The 18,617-nt window shown below is 37.8% G+C and carries 15 protein-coding genes; 6 read left to right on the forward strand and 9 right to left on the reverse strand.

Annotation, left to right across the window (positions count from 1 at the left end; all coding sequences use genetic code 11):
• Window positions 1-80 precede the first annotated feature (80 nt).
• Complete coding sequence (locus BLR62_RS09485; RefSeq protein WP_090796238.1) at window positions 81-1,823, forward strand: phospho-sugar mutase; 1,743 nt, start codon at window positions 81-83, stop codon at window positions 1,821-1,823.
• Window positions 1,824-1,870: 47 nt separating this feature from the next.
• Here the strand turns inward: BLR62_RS09485 and BLR62_RS09490 are convergent, their stop codons facing one another.
• From BLR62_RS09490 to ppc, 3 genes are all read right to left on the reverse strand, one after another.
• On the reverse strand, window positions 1,871-2,872 hold the full coding sequence (locus BLR62_RS09490; RefSeq protein ID WP_090796240.1) for an EAL domain-containing protein: 1,002 nt from the start codon (window positions 2,870-2,872) through the stop codon (window positions 1,871-1,873).
• A 148-nt stretch (window positions 2,873-3,020) separates the two neighbouring features.
• Window positions 3,021-3,179 (reverse strand): Spo0E family sporulation regulatory protein-aspartic acid phosphatase, encoded by a 159-nt coding sequence (locus BLR62_RS09495; protein WP_176759270.1) that lies wholly within the window; start codon window positions 3,177-3,179, stop codon window positions 3,021-3,023.
• A 173-nt stretch (window positions 3,180-3,352) separates the two neighbouring features.
• Entirely contained in the window at window positions 3,353-6,103 is a 2,751-nt protein-coding gene (gene ppc / locus BLR62_RS09500) for a phosphoenolpyruvate carboxylase (RefSeq protein ID WP_090796245.1), read from the reverse strand.
• 432 nt (window positions 6,104-6,535) lie between these two features.
• On the opposite strand from ppc, the gene glpK reads away from it, so the two are divergent.
• Window positions 6,536-8,032: a glycerol kinase GlpK gene (gene glpK / locus BLR62_RS09505; protein ID WP_090796247.1), complete on the forward strand. Its 1,497-nt coding sequence runs from the start codon at window positions 6,536-6,538 to the stop codon at window positions 8,030-8,032.
• A gap of 64 nt (window positions 8,033-8,096) precedes the next feature.
• On the opposite strand, the gene BLR62_RS09510 is transcribed toward glpK, so the two are convergent.
• Window positions 8,097-9,026 carry an aldo/keto reductase gene (locus BLR62_RS09510; protein WP_090796249.1) on the reverse strand — a complete coding sequence of 310 codons (930 nt, stop codon included), beginning with the start codon at window positions 9,024-9,026 and terminating at the stop codon, window positions 8,097-8,099.
• Window positions 9,027-9,372: 346 nt separating this feature from the next.
• Between BLR62_RS09510 and BLR62_RS09515 the strand changes: the two genes are divergently transcribed.
• Both BLR62_RS09515 and BLR62_RS09520 read left to right on the forward strand, forming a co-directional pair.
• Window positions 9,373-9,555: a cold-shock protein gene (locus BLR62_RS09515; RefSeq protein WP_090796251.1), complete on the forward strand. Its 183-nt coding sequence runs from the start codon at window positions 9,373-9,375 to the stop codon at window positions 9,553-9,555.
• Between the two features lie 107 nt (window positions 9,556-9,662).
• The gene (locus tag BLR62_RS09520; RefSeq protein ID WP_090796253.1) at window positions 9,663-10,394 is read left to right on the forward strand and encodes a SurA N-terminal domain-containing protein; all 732 of its coding nucleotides are present in this window, start codon (window positions 9,663-9,665) and stop codon (window positions 10,392-10,394) included.
• Between the two features lie 420 nt (window positions 10,395-10,814).
• On the opposite strand, the gene BLR62_RS09525 is transcribed toward BLR62_RS09520, so the two are convergent.
• The 5 genes from BLR62_RS09525 to BLR62_RS09545 form a co-directional block, all read right to left on the reverse strand.
• Window positions 10,815-11,969 carry a cation:proton antiporter gene (locus BLR62_RS09525; RefSeq protein WP_090796255.1) on the reverse strand — a complete coding sequence of 385 codons (1,155 nt, stop codon included), beginning with the start codon at window positions 11,967-11,969 and terminating at the stop codon, window positions 10,815-10,817.
• A gap of 13 nt (window positions 11,970-11,982) precedes the next feature.
• Entirely contained in the window at window positions 11,983-12,315 is a 333-nt protein-coding gene (locus BLR62_RS09530) for a hypothetical protein (protein ID WP_090796257.1), read from the reverse strand.
• Between the two features lie 203 nt (window positions 12,316-12,518).
• Window positions 12,519-14,561: a penicillin-binding transpeptidase domain-containing protein gene (locus BLR62_RS09535; protein ID WP_090796259.1), complete on the reverse strand. Its 2,043-nt coding sequence runs from the start codon at window positions 14,559-14,561 to the stop codon at window positions 12,519-12,521.
• Between the two features lie 15 nt (window positions 14,562-14,576).
• Window positions 14,577-15,155, reverse strand: coding sequence for a class D sortase (locus BLR62_RS09540; RefSeq protein ID WP_090796261.1), 579 nt, complete (start codon window positions 15,153-15,155; stop codon window positions 14,577-14,579).
• A 53-nt stretch (window positions 15,156-15,208) separates the two neighbouring features.
• On the reverse strand, window positions 15,209-15,841 hold the full coding sequence (locus tag BLR62_RS09545; protein WP_090796263.1) for a YigZ family protein: 633 nt from the start codon (window positions 15,839-15,841) through the stop codon (window positions 15,209-15,211).
• A 157-nt stretch (window positions 15,842-15,998) separates the two neighbouring features.
• Between BLR62_RS09545 and BLR62_RS09550 the strand changes: the two genes are divergently transcribed.
• Window positions 15,999-17,738 (forward strand): sensor histidine kinase, encoded by a 1,740-nt coding sequence (locus BLR62_RS09550; RefSeq protein WP_090796265.1) that lies wholly within the window; start codon window positions 15,999-16,001, stop codon window positions 17,736-17,738.
• Window positions 17,735-18,514, forward strand: a complete 780-nt coding sequence (locus BLR62_RS09555; RefSeq protein ID WP_090796267.1) for a response regulator transcription factor — start codon at window positions 17,735-17,737, stop codon at window positions 18,512-18,514. The genes BLR62_RS09550 and BLR62_RS09555 overlap by 4 nt, the downstream gene beginning before the upstream one ends.
• Window positions 18,515-18,617: the final 103 nt, after the last annotated feature.

Raw genomic sequence — 18,617 nt, forward strand, 5'->3', positions numbered from 1 at the left:
CAATTTATAAAACGAACGGGTTCATTTTTTGTTATAATGGATAGGAATTTAATAACGATTGATAAGTGGAGGCGATAATAGTGAGTTGGCAAACAACCTATGAAAAATGGAAACAATTCAAACAGTTAGATCCTGAACTTAAACAACAGTTAGAAGAAATGAAAGATGATGAAGTGAAATTAGAAGATAGCTTTTATAAAGAATTAGAGTTTGGCACAGGTGGACTTAGAGGTGAGATCGGTCCTGGATCCAATCGATTAAATATTTATACCATTCGAAAGGCAGCAAAAGGGCTTGCTGATTATATTGAATCACAAGGTGAAATTGCTAAACAAAAGGGCGTTGCGATTAGTTATGATTGTCGATTTAAATCACCCCTATTTGCAATGGAAACAGCCAAAACATTAGCCTCACAAGGTATTAAAGCGTATGTATTTGAATCCCTTCGCTCAACTCCAGAGTTGTCTTATGCGGTTCGTCATTTAAATACATACAGTGGTGTCATGGTGACGGCAAGCCATAATCCACCTGAATATAATGGATTTAAAGCATATAATCAATTTGGCGGTCAGTTGCCACCAGAAGAAGCTGAAGCAGTAATTGATTATGTGAATCAAATTGATAATGAACTTGAAATCCAAGTTGAAGATGAAGCAACTTTAAAAGAAAAAGGACTCATTGAGATGATTGGTGAGACGGTCGATCGTGCCTATCAATCTAAACTCACTTCAGTTGTCCAAAATAAAGAGCTCATTCAAGAAATGGGTGACGACTTGTCGATTGTTTTCACACCTCTTCATGGGACAGGGAATGTTCCGATTAGACAAGCTTTAAAGCAGATGGGCTTTAACAATGTCAGTGTGGTTGCTTCACAAGAAGAACCCGATCCGAGATTTTCTACAGTGAAATCACCGAATCCTGAAGAAAATGAGGCATTTGAACTTGCGATTGAACAAGGGATTAAGCAGGATGCAGATGTATTAATCGGTACCGACCCCGACGCAGATCGTGTAGGTGTTGCCGCATTAAATAATCAAGGTGAGTACGAAGTGTTAACGGGTAATCAAGTCGGTGCTCTCATGCTTGAATATTTAATTAAAGCAAAAAAAGCGAATCAAACGCTAGATAAAGGCGCAACTTTGATTAAAACGATTGTAACAAGCGAAATGGGCCGAGATATAGCAAAAGCAAACGGTATTGATACAATCGATACATTAACAGGCTTTAAATTTATCGGGGAAAAAATTAAAGAATTTGAAGATCAACAAAACCGTTCATTTTTATTTGGCTACGAAGAAAGCTATGGTTATTTAGTCGAAGATTTTGTGCGTGATAAAGATGCCGTTCAAGCAGCGATGTTGATCGCAGAAGTTGCTGCCTTTTATAAAAATAAAGGAATGACACTTTATCAAGGTTTGCAAGCTATTTATGAAGAATATGGCTATTATTATGAAAGCTTGCAGGCTTTAACGTTAAAAGGAAAAGAAGGGGCAGAGAAGATCAATGAACTGCTCGTTAGCTTTAGAGAAGAGCCTCCTAAAGAAGTGGCTGAACAAGCTGTTGTTAAGATTGAAGATTACAAAACAAGTTGCCGTTTAGATGTTAAGAAAAACGTTGAGGAATCAATTGATTTACCAAAATCGAATGTTTTGAAATATTTCTTAGCTGATGGCTCTTGGTTCTGCGTTCGCCCATCTGGTACAGAACCGAAAGTGAAGTTTTACTTTGCTGTAAACGGTGAAGCAGAATTTGAAACAAAATCAAAATTAAATAAATTAGAATTTGATGTGATGAAACGCGTACGTGAATTTGTCAACGCCTAATCGTAAAGAGAGACCGCTTGTCTATTACTAGATAAGCGGTCTCTTTTTTAGTTTAGTTCAATAAATGTTTGTTTAAGCGGTTCAGGGCTTGGCTTACCAAACAAATACCCTTGAAACAAATCGTAGCCGAGTGTTTTTAACCAATTGAAGTCTTCTATAGTCTCAACGCCTTCAGCTAGAGCAGTCGCATTAAAGGATAAGGCGGTTTCTAGAAAGGCCTTAGCGACTTTTTGTTTATCTTGTGATGTGGAAACGCCTTGTACATACTCCATATCAAGTTTAATATATGGAGGTGCTATATCTTTTAAGAAGTCTAACGTATTATAACCTTGCCCAACGTCGTCTAGCGCATAACTAAACCCATTTTTGTGATAGTAATTCAGAATGGATTTAAGGTGATCAGTATCTTCCACTTGTTCTGTTTCAACAACTTCAAAGACGAAACGATCATTATTAAGATGAAGTTGATTAGCTAATTGTGTCGTTGTTTGTAAACAAAATTCAGGTGTATAAATAGATGTTGGAATAAAATTAATAAATGCCTTTTGATCTTCATAAAGTGATTGGGAGTTTTTGACTGCATTGATTCGACACATTCGATCTAGGGCAAATGTTCTGCCACGATCTTTTGCTGCGGGGAACATGATGTTTGGGTAAATTGTATTGCCATCATGGTCAACAAAACGTGAGAGCATTTCATAACCGTAGATTGAAAGATTCGCATCAACAATCGGTTGGAAATAATTAATAATGTTCTCTTCTTTAATGTAGTTATCGACCCAAGCCGCTTCGATAAAGTCAGTCAGTTCTTTAATCGGGCGAAAGCCTTGTCTGTGGATTTGAAAATAGATGGGTTCATCTGGATAAATCGCCATTAAAAAGTCATGTAGATCGGTTGCAGCTATGTCATTTGTTTCAATTATATTTTCTTTTACTTGAAAAGGGTGACTGTGTCGTTTTAAATGTTCAATAATAGGGTCAGTCGTTAATGTATTTGGAAATTTAAATTGAATGTGTTGGGTTGTAATGGAGCAGTTTGGACATACCATAATTAACCTCCGAAAATAGTATTATAAATAAATTCTACCATACTATGAACGGGATTAAAAAAAGAAAAACCTACTCAAATTAATGAAGTAGGGATCATGAGAAATTTTAAAGAGGAATAAAGAAGTGTTTACGCATCAGTTTAGAAGGTTACGTCAGTTCGATTAAACGGTTGAGCATTTGATCTAGTTCCTGTGACTTAGCCAAAATCTGTTGAGTGTCGTTTGATTTCTGATAGTCACGGTATAAATCTTGCCGAAGACGTTCAATTTGTTCGATTAATTCCTGTGTTGTGATTGATTGTTTCAAATGATAAGAGATAAGTCGTCGCCTCCCTATGTTCAACGTCTCTACTCTAGTTTAAATAGAATACGAGCGTAAGTAAACCGGGTAATATTGCACTATTTTGTCTATTTTTGTCACGCACATGAAAAACGCTAATAAGACAACTCGTCTTACTAGCGTTTTTTTGCTTCTTTACATCAACCTGTGTTACGTAAACCTGCAGCAATACCATTGATCGTAAGCAATACTTCTTCTAAGATTGCTTTTGATTCATCTTCATCATCTAATTGACGTAACTGATTAATCAACTGAACTTGAATTAAGTTGAGTGGATCAACAATTGGATTACGTAGTTTGACAGATTCTTTAATATTTGGTTGGTGATCCATTAATTCCTCTTGTTGAGCAATTTTTAGAACCATTTCACTTGTTAGTGCATGTTCTTCTTTTATTTGGTTGAAAATACGAACAGCCATTTTTTGGTCTTCAATCATGTCTGTGTACGCATCTGCAATTTCTAAGTCAGCTTTTGTTAGTGCCATTTGCAAGTTATTAATCGTCGCTTGGAAGAAAGGCCAGTTTTGATACATGTCTTGTAATAAGGCGAGACCTTCTTCTTTTTCGGCAATGGCTTTAAGGCCAGTTCCTGCCGCATACCATGCAGGTAAGAGCTGACGTGATTGCGTCCATGCGAACACCCAAGGAATCGCACGTAAGTCTTCAAATCGATCACTACCTTTACGTTTCATTGGACGAGAACCAATGTTAAGAGCACCTAACTCATTTAAAGGCGTACCTTGATTGAAGTACTTCAAGAAGTCTTGATCACCAAAAACAAGTTCCTGATATTTACTTAATGCTGATTCAGAGATCGTCGTCATCGCATCACGTGCATCTTCTGTCGGCATTTCTGTATGTTTTTCAGTCTCTTCGATCCCTGCGATCGATGTTAACAACACACTTGTTGCTTGTTCGAGACTACGATACGCAATATCAGGTAGTAAATAACGAGATGATAGAACTTCACCTTGCTCTGTGATCTTAACGCCATCACTGAATGTAACAGGTGGTTGCGATAGTAGACTAGAGTAAAGTGGTCCACCACCACGACCGAGTGATCCACCGCGTCCGTGGAAGTACTTCAATTTGACGCCATAAGAAGCAGCAATTGAGTGAATCTCATCTTGTGCTTTATAGAGCTCCCAGTTAGCGGTTAAGTTACCACCATCTTTACTACTGTCAGAATACCCAAGCATAATTTCTTGTAAGTCACCACGTGCTTCTAAGTGCTTGCGGTAAAGTGGAATGTCAAACAGACGTTTGATCATTGTTGGCCCGAATTTCAAGTCATCAATTGTTTCAAGAAGCGGTGCCACATGCAAGCGACTTTTCACTTTTCCATCTGGATAGACGCGATATAAGCCGACTTCTTTGGCTAGGACGAGCACTTCAAGTAAGTCACTGCAAGATGTCGTCATACTGATTAAGTACACTTCAATTGCACGTTCACCGAAAGTATCTTTTGCTTCTTTAATCGTTCTAAACGTTTCGATCATTTCTTGAGATGATTCAGAGAATTCATCATAAATTGAAATGAGTGGACGCGGGTCTTCTAGTACTTTGATTAATGTCTCCATCTTTGCATCTTCATCTAATGCTTTGTAGTCGTCTGCTATACCGACTTGACGAAGAATTTCTGCAATTGTACTTTCGTGTTCACCACTGTGATTACGCACGTCTAACGTCGCTAAGTGGAAACCGAAGATTTGGACTTGACGAATAATGTGTCGTAATACTTTGATTGGGTGGCCCTGTGGATGATGCAATTCTAAGCTTTCTTGGATTAAGATTAAGTCATCTAATAAAGCGTGGGCATCTATGTAACCACCATCTTGATCTTTTGATGTCAATCTTAACCGGCGTAATATCAGGCCTAATTTAACACGATACACTTCATCTTGTTTATGCCATCCGTTGTATTCAAGTTCTTTTTGATCGTTTGCAATTGACTCAACTAACGCCTCGCTCACATCGACTTTTTTAGCAGATTGAGAGAGTTTTTCTTTTAGTTTATCAATCGACTCTTCATATTTTGTTAAAACAAGTTTACGTTGTTCTTTTAATGTTTTATATGTTGTCTTCGCTTTTACGTTTGGATTACCATCACGGTCGCCACCGATCCAAGAACCAAATCGTAGGAAAGCAGGGACGTGGAAACGATGATTATATTTGTCTTCTAAAAGATCTTCTAAATCTTGATGCAATTCTGGTAAAACGTTGAAAAGCACTTTATCAAAGAAGTATAAACCATTTGAAACTTCCTTCATGACTGATGGCTTCTTTTCACGAATTTCAGCTGTTTGCCAAAGAATCGTAATCTCATTTTCAATCATTTCTTGAATGACTTTTTTGTCATAGCGTGTATAAGAGAACTCCCAATCTTTAAGCAAGTCAGCGATACGTTGGTGAATTCTTAACATAGTACGTCTCGTTGCCTCAGTTGGGTGTGCAGTGATGACTAACTCGAGTGAGATATCTTCCAACACTTTCTCAACTTGATCAATCGATATATTGTTATCAAATAATTGGTTTACACCGTCTTCAAGTGAGCGTGTTTGAATAATTGAATCATCTTGCATTTGATATTGTCTACGTCTGCGTGTACGGTAGTTTTGCTCAGCAATGTTATAAAGTTGTAGATTAACTGAGAATGCGCGGATGACTTTTTCTCGCAATGGCGAGTTCAATTTGTTGATTTCATCATTCAATTGTGTAAAGTTGCTCGGACGATCATCATCTCGTAGAGCTTTTGATAAAGCGCGGAAATGTCTAACTGTTTCGAGGAGTTCCTCACCACCTTCATGGCGTAACACTTCATCTAGAATCTCGTTTAAATATTCGACATCTTGATTTAAGGTAATGTTGCTAATTTGTGCTTGTTGTTGCATGGATTCACTTCCTTTCAAGAATTTTTAACATTGATCTGCGGTGTTTATTATGTTGAGGGTACTTTATTCTCTTATTAGCCATCACGCAAAATGGTTTAATTGTATAATAACATGAATTTTTCTGAAAAATCACGTATAAATTAGAAATTAAAGTAAAAATTAAACGCTTTCATATAAAATAGAGAACGAAAAGTCTTTATATATTAACTTATTATCTCTAAAACAGAATAAAACAATCGAAATTGTGCCAAAAGATAAGAAATTTTATAAAAAGTATTGATAACGCTTACAATATTATGTATGATGAATGTGTAGCAAGCGAGCTGCATCCCTTCGCAAGTATTGGCCTGTACTGTTGATTGTAGACAAGATTAGATTGTCGCAATAAAATAAGTGCAGGTATTTTTTTGTCTAAAATGAGGAGGAAATAAGTTGAAATCAAACTATATATTAACGATTGACCAGGGGACGACTACATCACGTGCTTTTTTAGTCGATCACAAAGGTAAAGTTGTGGCTAAAGCACAACACGAATTTGAGCAATTTTTTTCGTATCCAGGATGGGTTGAACATGATGCTAATGAAATTTGGACATCGGTGTTAGCTTGTATAGCAGATGTTTTAAGAAAGGCAGATTGTCATGCACGTGATATCGAATCGATTGGCATAGCCAATCAAAGAGAGACGACAGTCGTTTGGGATTTTGAAACGCATAAACCAGTTTATCGGGCGATTGTTTGGCAGTCTAGACAAACAGAAGGTATTTGCCAAGAACTACGAGATTCTGGCTATCACGATCAAATTCATGAAAAAACAGGCTTGTTAATTGATCCTTACTTCTCAGGGACAAAAGTCAAATGGATTTTAGATCATGTAGAAGGCGCTAGAGAAAAAGCGAAACAAGGTAAACTAAAATTTGGCACGATTGACAGTTGGTTGCTTTATAAATTAACAGGTGGAAAAGAGCATGTGACAGATTACTCAAATGCTTCACGTACGATGCTTTATAATATACATACTCTCGACTGGGATGATGAACTGTTAGAGTTACTCGACGTTCCAAGGGCTATGTTACCAACTGTGAAATCATCATCAGAAATTGTTGGAAAGACGATTGAACATCACTTCTTTGGAGAGAGTGTCCCGATTTCAGGTATGGCTGGCGATCAACAAGCGGCCTTATTTGGACAAGCTTGTTTTGATATCGGAATGGTCAAAAATACGTATGGAACTGGCTGTTTTATGTTAATGCCAACGGGAATTGAAGCCATTCAGTCTGAACATGGCTTATTAACGACGATTGCTTGGGGGCTTGATGGTGAAGTAACTTATGCCCTTGAAGGGAGTATATTTGTTGCAGGTTCATTGATTCAATGGTTGAGAGATGGTTTACGCATGATCAAAACAACCCAGTCAAGTGAGACATATGCCAATCGAGTCGCCTCGACAGATGGTGTTTATGTGGTACCGGCTTTTGTTGGATTAGGCACCCCTTACTGGGATAGTGAAGCACGAGGGAGTGTGTTTGGGATGACGCGAGGTACTGAAAAAGAACATATCGTGAGAGCATCTCTAGAGGCGATTGCTTATCAAACAAAAGACGTACTTGATACGATGGTGAAAGATGCAGGTGTTGAATTGAAAACTTTGCGTGTTGACGGCGGTGCTGTGAAAAATAACTTCTTAATGCAATTTCAAAGTGATTTATTACGTGTTCCGGTTGAGCGTCCCATGAATACGGAAACAACAGCATTAGGCGCCGCTTATTTAGCAGGACTTGCTGTTGGTTTTTGGAAGAGTAAAGAAGAAATAAGAAACCATTGGCAAACGGATGAAACGTTTAGCATGAGGATGGATGAAGAAGAACGTGATCAACTCTATCGAGGCTGGCAAAAAGCGGTTGAAGCAACACGTGTGTTCAAACCATAAGAAGTAAAAAAACGACTGACACTTTATTACATGAGAGTCAGTCGTTTTAATATCTACAATACTTTTAGAGAAAATCAACATGTTGCGGGTGTTTGGTTGAAGCAAGATCGAGCCTAGCTGCGGCTGCATTTTTGGCCACTTGTTCTTTCGATTTGCAACCTGGAATGACGGTTGTGACAGCATCGTGTTTTAATGTCCAAGCTAAAGCCCACGAGCTGAGATCGACACCCTCTGGTACTTCTTCTTGCTTAATTTTTTCGACTTGTTCTAACTTACGATTGACGTCCTCTTGGTCATGGCGTGAGCGAACATCAGACTTATCAAATGTCGTACCCGCTTTATATTTACCACTTAAGTAACCACTTGCTAAAGGGACACGTGCTAGAACACCTAGGTCATGTTCACGTGCAATCGGGAAAATCTCCTCTTCTGGCGTTCTTGTTAGGCGGTTATATACAACTTGAAGAGCATCAGCACCGATACTTTTAGCATGTTTAGTTTGATGAATGCTCGGTTCATTTTGAAGTGATAAGCCAATATGGCCGATTTTACCTGCTTGTTTTTGCTTATCTAACATTGTCCAAAGGTCATCATTATTAAATTCTTCATCTGTTAACGAATGGGATTGATACAAGTCAATTCTGTCTGTTTGTAGAGATTTTAAAGAACTATCTAGTTGTTTTAACACATCATCTGCATTCACGTGACGTGTCCGTTCAAATGGATTGTGGAATTTATGACCGAATTTTGTAGCGATCACCCAATCATCTCGATTATGACGTTTCAAGTAATCACCAATGAAGCGTTCAGATAAATGATCCCCATAACATTCAGCTGTATCGAGTAAGTTAATCCCTTCTTCTCTTGCTTGATTTAATATCTCATCAACTTGTGATTGGGTAAAATCAATGCCCCATTCACCTCCGAATTGCCATGTTCCAACACCTATTACAGAAAGTTTTAAGTCTGTTTGTCCAATTTGTCTATACTTCATGTTATCACCTCTTATATAATCATTATCCTCATGATAGCATATGATTAATCATTATGTGTGTCTCTTGTTTTATAACAAAAAAATACACCCAATCGATCATTGATTGGGTGCCAATAAGGGGGACAATCTAATTTGAAAATTAGGTGATCTCTGTACGTTACGTTCTTATGTAAGAAAAACGATAGAGATCGTTTCCAAAATTGTAACCGTTTTCATTATAAAACATATTGTACGCTTGTTACTATCCTACAAAAGTCCTAAATTGATACATAGCTAAATAATGTCCCTTTGTTTTATTGACGAAGAAAGCGTATAATGAATCTATACCCATGAAAGGGGTGATGATGTGGCGTATTATAATAATAAGCGTGAACCAGTAGAAGAGGTTGAAACAAAAATATGGTCATGTACCAGTGAGACGTGTGCAGGTTGGATGCGTGTCGATTATTCGTTTGAAAAAGAACCGACGTGTCCATTGTGTCACGAACCGATGATCGAAGAAACAAAAACGTTGCCAAAACTCTCTTAATGACATCGTAAGAAAGCATACTTAAAAGAGCCTCACTTGAATCAAGTAAAGTGACGTGTTTAAATAGGGATAGAGGTATATAGAATGGATGGGAATGAGGAATCAACATGATGAAACGATCGATGGCAACGGTTGTTTTTTTAGTATTACTAATTGTTGGTTTAACAGCATGTATAGGTGATACTGAACAAGATCAACAGCTAGAGCAAAACAATGAAACAGGAGAATTACCTGAAGAAGTTGATGAAGAGATGATTTCATCTGATGAGCTATTAGATGAGGATGAACGTGTGGCGACCGTTAATGGTGAAACGATTGATGGCGCTGATTATAATGCTGTCTATTACGAGTTAAAAAGCACTCGTTCAAGTGAGACTTTTGATGGTCAAGCACTTGAAGCTTTTCAAAGAGAAGTAGTAGATGAGGTGATCAGAAGGCGTTTACTCATTCAGGACGCAGAAGAGAGAGGCATTCGTGTAACAGAAGGTGAAATTGAAAATGCGTATCTTGACACGCGTGCACAATTTGAAACTGAAGATGAATTTTATCAAATTTTAGATAGTCTTCCGTATTCTAGTGAACATTTCCGTGAGATTCTTGCCTATTCCTTAATACGTCAATATTATATTGAACAAGAATTTAGTGATATCGAAATTACTGAACAAGATGTTGAACTTTTTTATGAACTATTAGAAGAACAAATGGATGAAGCGCCTCCTTTTAATGAGATAGAAGGTCAATTAGAGCGTGAACTATTAGAAAATGAAATTGACCGTGTCATAAATGAGCGCCTTGATCGATTAGAAGAAGAAGCAGATATAACAATATATATAGACTAAATATAGGAGTGAGTACAAACTCACTCCTTAATTTTATGTAATTAAGATTCAATAAACCATTTAAACTGAACGAATCAGAACAAAAGGAGTTTGCGCAAGTTTAGTTAATCGTGTGATGACGACGAGCCGCCTGCGGGAAAAGTACGAGCCGAAGATCTACTGTAGAAGTGTTCTTTGATTATAAAGTTAGCTTAAGCCGGGGCCCTTGGCAAGCGAGTGGTCAATCACACATCACCTAATTGTAAGGTCAGCATACCCTTATTGTATACGTATCCTAAAAGATATTTTTAACCCATATTTTAGAGCCTTATTTCATGTGGCAATACAACGTGACATAAAGAAAGTCGCACAACAATAGTAATCTATTGTTGTGCGGCTTTTGCATTAACTTATTAACTTTTCAATCTTTTAATTATTTTGCTATTCAACTGTGCAGAGTACTTTGTTAACAAGAATAGGGCCTACGAATTCAAAGAAGACCACGGCTGCAAGTATAACTGGCATGATCGTGTCAGGAGGGAAAATATCCTTTTGTTCAGCTAACACACTTAACCCAATGGCAACTCCACCATGTGGAGTGAGTGCACGTCCTAGATTGACTTTCCAGCTGACTGGGAAAGTCGTAAATGTACTGCCTATTCGAGTACCAATAACTTTTGATAAAAATCTTGCAACAATATAGACGACACCAATAAGTCCTACAACTGGAAGAACAGCTACATCAAGTTTAGTACCAGCCAACGTAAAGAAGGCTAATAGAACTGTATCTTCAATTGGAAATAGTGAACGACTAATCCGTTGAGGGCGTCTGGTAAAGTTAGTATAAATAATGCCTGCAATAATAGCTGCTAAAAGAGCGGGAATATCTAACATATTTGCGACACCAACTGTTACAAGGATACCTCCTAATACGGATACAAGAATATGGCCGTCTTTTTTCGCCCATTTAGCTGTAATAACTAAGAAAGCGCCTGCTATTAAACCGATGATTAAAGAAAACGTGATATCTCTTGAGACCATAATCCATAATGGTGTGCCGTTTGCTTCTAAGTTTCCTATTGTTGCTTGAAGTAAACTAACAGCAATCCCGAATAAGCTGATCGCGAACAAGTTATCAACTGCAACTACAGATAATAAGACTTTATTAAATCCTTCCTTAGATGGATTCTCTTTAATACAAGCCATGATCGCACCAGGTGCTGTAGCCACACTAATAATACCTAATATAAGTGCTTGTGAAAATGGTAGTCCAACTAAGTAAAGTGAACCAAAGACGACAAAAAGTGTGATTAACCCTTCTGTTAAGAAGATCTTTGAAACATCGCCTACGAGTCTTTTTACGCGTTTCCATTGTAATTCTGCTCCGATCGATAGAGCAATAATCCCTAGAGCTAGATCATTAATGGGTGTTAAATCATATAAGACATCTTGAGGCAGGATACCAAGTACAGAAGGACCTACAACAATACCCCCAATCAAGTTACCTGTAACTGAAGGGAGTTTTGTTAAACGAGCGAGTTTTCCCCCGGCCGCTCCTGCAAGAAAAATGATACCAACTGCGACTGCAATATTCAATTTGTTACACCTCTCATTGTTTAATCAATCCTTTGCAATAGTCGATTGGAAGTGTCATGACAATTCCAGTTTCCGATTTTGATAAGTCTCCAACGATAGACTCAATACAATTTACGACCAAGTCTCTTTCCTCATCTTCATTGACAACAACAAAGATGGTGCTATTGCGGTCGTTCTTGTCGCCAAATTCTGCAAATCTTGCAAAAAAAGGTGTGTAATGTGCCATAATGTGAGCCATCCCTTTACTTTCTAAAACAGTTGCGCCTTTAATGTCATTTTGATAAAATTCATCAAGCACATCTGCTGTTAGATCCGGGTCATTAATAATGGCAATTAATAACTTCAAGCGATCTCCTCCTAAAAAATAAAAAATAAAAAATAAATAATTCTGCAATATCTACTATAGCACTCTTATAAGGGCTGTACAAACGCAATTAATGGAATTCCAAAATGAAAGCGTTATCTTTTCCTGTGTTTAATCATTAGACAAAAAAGCCCGCCTTTCAATGTTAACAGAGAAAAGCGGGCTTTATTATAAAATATAAGTTATTAATCGATCTCAATCCATTCAAACACTTCAGCTAATACTTCAGCTGTATAGCCACTACCACCTTTATCGTGAACATCTTCGATCATCATGGCGATTAAGTGATCCTCACTATCTGAGTAGGCGACAAACCAACCATTTTCAGGCGCATCTTCATCCGTTAAAGATTGTTTAAGTTCAGCTGTTCCTGTCTTACCAGATAGCGAAAAACCATCACGATCGGCAACACTTGCCGTTCCACGTTCACCAGCAACCACATCACGCAGGGCTGTTTTTAAATAATCAGCGTCATCAGTGGTGATAATGTCGGATTGTAATACTTCTTCAGACTCATCGGCTGTTAATAGAGGATTTAAAAGATCACCTTCGTTTAAAATAGGTGTGTAACTAATCGCTAAATGCAAGGCGCTCATTAATACTTCACCTTGACCAAAGCCTGAATCACTTAATAACGGTTCTCTGTCGATGTCGTTATTTGCAATTTGACTATTTTGAATCGGGTATGTGTAAGATAAGCCGTCTTCATCAAATCCAAATGATTGCAAACCATCTGTGAAAAGATCCGTGCCCATTTCAACCGTTTTTTGAGCAAAGAAGATATTATCCGAGCGCACGAGTGCATCGTGCAAATCAACAGGTTCAGTCGACTCTGATACACGTCTCACTTCGTAATTGCCCCAACCATCTTGACTCCAAGTTAAGCCATCAATATCAACCGCGTCCTCTTGTGTGATCGTGCCATTTTGCATACCGACCATGGCGGTAATGGGTTTGAAAGCAGATCCCGGTGAATAAGTGGAGGCAAATCGATTCAATAGTGGCGCGCCTTCATCTTCATTTAAATCATCGTATTCAGATTGACTAATGCCATATGTGAATAGATGGGGATCAAATGAAGGGGAGGAGACGAGCGCTAACGTTTCGCCAGTGTGTGGATCGATTGCTGCTGCGGTTCCTTTATCATCATCCTCTTGTAGTGATTCAAAAATCGACTCTTGAAGTGAAGCATCAATGGTCAGTTGAATATCCTCACCTGGAACAGGTTCACTTGAGATGATTTCATCGGTGCTATTATCATGCACGGCTAAAATTTCTACACCTTTTTCACCGCGCAATCGATTTTCAAAAAGTTGTTCCAAACCACGTTTACCAATGATATCTTGTTCGGAGTAGAAGCCCTCTTCATCTTGCTCGAGTTCTTCAGCTGTTATGGTGCCAATATGGCCAATCAAATGTGCGTGTGAATCGCTGTAAGGATACACTCTACCGCTTGTTTCTTGAATTAATACAGCTGGTAAGTCACTTAGTGCGTCAATTAAATCCTCATTTGATGGGGATACAGTTGTGATCGGTACAAACATACCATCATCAACCCACTCTTGATTTAACGCATTTTCAATGGCACTTGAGTCAATTGATAAAGCGGAAGCGATCTCTTCGATTTCTTCTGTTTGGTTGTCCGAGAATAAACCTGGGTCAACTCCAACATCATAGGCAGTTCCGTTAATCGCAAGGCCATTCCCATATCGGTCATGGATCTCACCTCGGGTTGTATCAAGTGTGCGAAGTCTAACAGTCGTATCATCTTCGAGCTCGGGAAAGATAAGACTTGGTTCCCAATGAACGGTCCAGTCATTTTGTTCTTCTTCATCGATCACTTCGATTAATGTTAATTCTGCATCAAATATCACATCACCAGCAACTGTTTCCTTTAAAACAGTGATTGGAAACGTTGGGTCTTCTTCATTGTCATCCTCCTCAGCCTCTTCTTCAGGATCAGGTATTGTATACTCAATTGAAATTCTATCGATTGAGAGATCATTTGTAAGATTTTCTTGACGTTCTATAAATGCTTCTTCATCGTAGTTTTCTGTTGTTTCTTCGGATAAATAACGGTACATCGCATCATAATCTTGTGATTCCCAAAGCTCTACGTACTCTTCTAACCGGTCTTCTGGTTGAATGGTGTCTTCCTCAGAACAACCTGTTAAAAGAAGCGTTAAGGCTATAGCTAGGATGATCCATGTTAAGTATGCTTTTTTCATAAAGGTTTCCTCCTCTTACTCTTCATATGGAACAGCATATAAAACATAACGATCAGGTGCGTTCCCTAGATAGCCAAACGGATAGCAAGTAGAAATTATGAGTTCTTCATCGGGAGCGGTTGATCCTATAACTGTGGTGTCATCAGCATCGACAATTTTAGAATCTACCATTTCATATTCAAATGTTCCATAAGGTAATTCGACTGATATGATATCGCCGACTTCAACCTCACCTAAGCGCGTAAATACGGTATCCCGGTGGCCTGACAATAATATTTGATCATTCTGTCCAGGATATGCTGTTGAGCTATGGTGACCGACCCCTTTATCAAGTTCGTCTGGATTTGTGCCCGCTACAATAGGGAGTGTTGCATCAATAGTATCAATTGATAGTAATCCAATTGAATCACCAATTGAAGCTTCAAATTCATCAACATCTAAAGCATCACCATCACTAAAACGCTCTGTACTTAGCGCTTGTTCTGCTTGTTCAAGTGATTGTTGTCCGGCTGCTTGTATTTGGTAGTACTGATAACCGAAAATCGCAAGAAAGACAATACCGACAATAATGAATAGACTGGCTAATTTTTTCATACGTTGAAACCTCCTATGTAATATGAACGTTTACATCTTGACTTAATCCTTATCTAGATTCCCTCTTCAATGTAACGCGTTTCTTCTACTGCCATATTGGCTTGGTCACTCGTTAAGTCGACTAACCATGTTTCGAATGCGTCTTGATCATCGACTTTGACGAAAACCTTGAATTTAACTGTATCTAAGTAGTCTATGTGATCAATGATGTATTCACTTTGCCTTAATGCGTTTTCTACTTTTCCAAGTAATGTATAATCAATGGTTATTGTGTAGACAGCGACTAAATGTCTATTTACTAGACCTGCCTTTTTTAACGTTTCTGTTGTTGTGTTTGAATAGGCGCGAATTAATCCACCTGCACCCAATTTAATACCACCAAAATACCGGGTGATCACGATACAGGTATCTTTTAGCGCTTGTTGTTTTAACACATTTAACATAGGTGCACCCGCTGTTTGAGAAGGTTCACCATCATCATTCGCTTTTTGAATCGAATCGTGTTCGCCAATTAAGTAAGCTGAACAATTGTGATTCGCTTGGTTATGTTCTTTTTTTATTTGTTCGATGAATGCCTGTGCTTCTTCTTCTGTTTCGGTTCGTTTGACGTGTCCAATGAATCGTGACTTTTGAATGATGACCTCTTCTGTTTCTTCTTTACGAACCGTTTTGTAATGTTTTAACATCGGATTCACTCCTTATGCATTCATTATATAAAGAATAGGGGATAAGGTAAAGAAAGTTCGATTATTATTTGTTGAGCGGATAGACAAAGACTATAACTCTTGCTATCATGAAAGGTACATTTAGCACGCTTACTATGCTTATTAAGGGGTCGCCATTATGCTTGATTTTTTTAAAAAACATAATACATTGCGTAATCAAATATTAGCAGTCTATTTCATTATTTTGTTGATTATTCTATTAATTGTAAGTACGATTATATTTAGACAAGTCTCAGATCTATTAGAAGAGAATGCAGAAGAGCAAATTCAACAAACAGCGATCGAAGTCGTGGGTCGATATGACTCGTTGTTTGAACAATTAAATGTCACAACGACTCAAATGGTCACAAACGATCAAGTTCAAAGCACCTTAGCGAGCGAATGGCGGGGCGAACCCGCAAGTTTTGGTGAGCGTCAAACTATTATGAATGTGACAAGCCGACTTCAAACGAATTCTGACGGTATTTACATGACTGAGTTATTTAATTCAGAATTAGATAAGATCTATCCACTCGATGGTCCAGAGTTACTTGAACAAATTGAACCGAAATGGATTGATAAAGCGGATGAAGCGAGAGGTCGAATGGTCTGGATTGGTGAAGACCGTTTAGACAGAAACTACTTTTTGTTGATTAGAAGAGCCAATTTAATAGATGAAAGATTTACAAACGGAGGCTATTTACTCACGCGCGTCAATCGCGACTATTTTCAAACGAACCCTCAGAACAAACACCCAGATCAATTAACAATTGTTAGAGATCAAAACCGTAATATTGTGTCCACCAATTATTCTGAATTTGTTGAAACGGTATCTGAAGATGAACCTATTTATCCTTTAATTGATGATGAGAATTATATTAGAACCCAAGAAACCTCAACAGAAACAGGTTTTGAGATCACTATGCTAACGCCTACCGATCAATTAACGGAAGGACTCCCTGTGTTACGCTCAGCGATTATTTTTTCAGGGATGATCGGGCTCGTTATTTTCTTCGTTGTATCATACTTCTTAGCAACATTTATCACAAAACCGATTTCGAGATTAACGAATACGATGCGTCAAGCGGGTGATGGAGTGCTAACATTCACACCGCAAAGTGTTTCATCAAATGAGATCAATGAGTTAAATGATACGTATAACCAATTAGCTGAACAGACAAATTACTTAATTCAAATGGTTTATGAAAAAGAATTAAGAAAGACACATTCAGAACTCAAAGCATTACAAGCTCAAATCAACCCTCACTTTTTATTTAATACACTTGATTCGTTGTATTGGTCATTAGAAGAGGAAGACCAAGAAGATTTAGCGGAAATGGTACTTGCTATGTCTAATCTATTTCGTTATACGATTACGCGTTCTGAAGCGGACGAATGGATTGATTTAAGAAGTGAAGTGGAGCATATTCACCATTATATGACGATTATGAAGATGCGATTTGGTGAGCGACTCTATTTTGATTTAAATGTAGACGAGGACTTGCTTAATGTCAGATTGCCAAAATTAATGATTCAACCACTTATTGAAAATGCCGTATTACATGGTATCGGTGAAGATATTGAAAAGGGACATGTTTGGTTAAATGTTAGAAAAGATCCAACAAAACATACATTAACTGTCACGGTGAAAGATGATGGTCAAGGGATGACGAAAGAAACGATTCAATCCATTTATGAATCAATTGACCAGGAACAATCCGTGAAAAAACAAGATAGTATGGCCTTAAGAAATGTTGAAATGAGAATTAAACTCTATTTTGATCCAGCTCAAACAAAAGGGCTTCACATATCAAGTGAAATTGATCAAGGAACGACCGTTAGCTTCACCATTCCCATTATAAAGGATGAGACGACATGAAAGAGAAAAAAATTCTAATTGTTGACGATGAACCACGAACACGTGAAGGACTGAAACGAACGCTCGATAAGTATTCAGAAGGTCAATTCAATATTATGACACTCGGTAACGCCCATGATGCGATTGATTTTTTACAACAGCAAACTGTCCACTTATTGATTACGGATATTAGAATGCCGAAAATGACAGGTCTATCATTATTAAATGTATTAAAAGAACAAGAAATTGAACCGATGGTAATCGTTATTTCAGCATATTCAGAATTCAGTTATGCTCAAGAAGCACTCCAATTAGGGGTGACGGACTACTTACTTAAACCGATTGGAAAGCAAAAGCTAGTCGAATCTGTAGAAGCCGCACTTGAAAAACAAGAAGAACAAAATAAATCGAAATTCATGGCTAAAATGGTCGATGATGATCTGATTAATATTAATGCTGAATCGAGTTATTCAAGATCGATCAAAGAAGCGGTCCATTATATAGATGAATATTACGATGAAGAATTGACATTAAAAGAAGTTGCTCATCACGTCCATTTAAACCCTAGTTATTTGAGCACATTGTTTAAAGAAGAGATTCAATTATCATTCACTGAATACTTGACCCGTGTCAGGTTACAACATGCTAAGCAACTTCTCTTAACGACGGATAAAAATGTTACAGAAATTGCTGAAACGGTCGGTTATAATACGCCAAAATATTTCAATAAAGTCTTTAAAGAGCAAGAGAATATGACACCAAGTGCCTATCGTAAGGCGAATGAAAACGCTCTCTAAAAATAGTGGAATGTTAACTAAACATCATGACCTTACCCCAACTTCGTTCACGTGATAAACTATGGTTGTAGTTGATTAAAGGTCAACTTCAAAATTAATTTCC

Origin of the sequence: Pelagirhabdus alkalitolerans (assembly GCF_900096905.1) — a bacterium.
GTDB lineage: Bacteria > Bacillota > Bacilli > Bacillales > Amphibacillaceae > Pelagirhabdus > Pelagirhabdus alkalitolerans.

What these genes read in the sequence shown, in the direction of transcription:
- BLR62_RS09490 (WP_090796240.1), bottom strand. Translation starts at nt 2,872, where the DNA reads ATGGTATGTCCAAACTGCTCCATTACAACCCAACACATTCAATTTAAA.
- ppc (WP_090796245.1), bottom strand. Translation starts at nt 6,103, where the DNA reads ATGCAACAACAAGCACAAATTAGCAACATTACCTTAAATCAAGATGTC.
- BLR62_RS09510 (WP_090796249.1), bottom strand. Translation starts at nt 9,026, where the DNA reads ATGAAGTATAGACAAATTGGACAAACAGACTTAAAACTTTCTGTAATA.
- BLR62_RS09520 (WP_090796253.1), top strand. Translation starts at nt 9,663, where the DNA reads ATGATGAAACGATCGATGGCAACGGTTGTTTTTTTAGTATTACTAATT.
- BLR62_RS09535 (WP_090796259.1), bottom strand. Translation starts at nt 14,561, where the DNA reads ATGAAAAAAGCATACTTAACATGGATCATCCTAGCTATAGCCTTAACG.
- BLR62_RS09540 (WP_090796261.1), bottom strand. Translation starts at nt 15,155, where the DNA reads ATGAAAAAATTAGCCAGTCTATTCATTATTGTCGGTATTGTCTTTCTT.
- BLR62_RS09545 (WP_090796263.1), bottom strand. Translation starts at nt 15,841, where the DNA reads ATGTTAAAACATTACAAAACGGTTCGTAAAGAAGAAACAGAAGAGGTC.
- BLR62_RS09550 (WP_090796265.1), top strand. Translation starts at nt 15,999, where the DNA reads ATGCTTGATTTTTTTAAAAAACATAATACATTGCGTAATCAAATATTA.
- BLR62_RS09555 (WP_090796267.1), top strand. Translation starts at nt 17,735, where the DNA reads ATGAAAGAGAAAAAAATTCTAATTGTTGACGATGAACCACGAACACGT.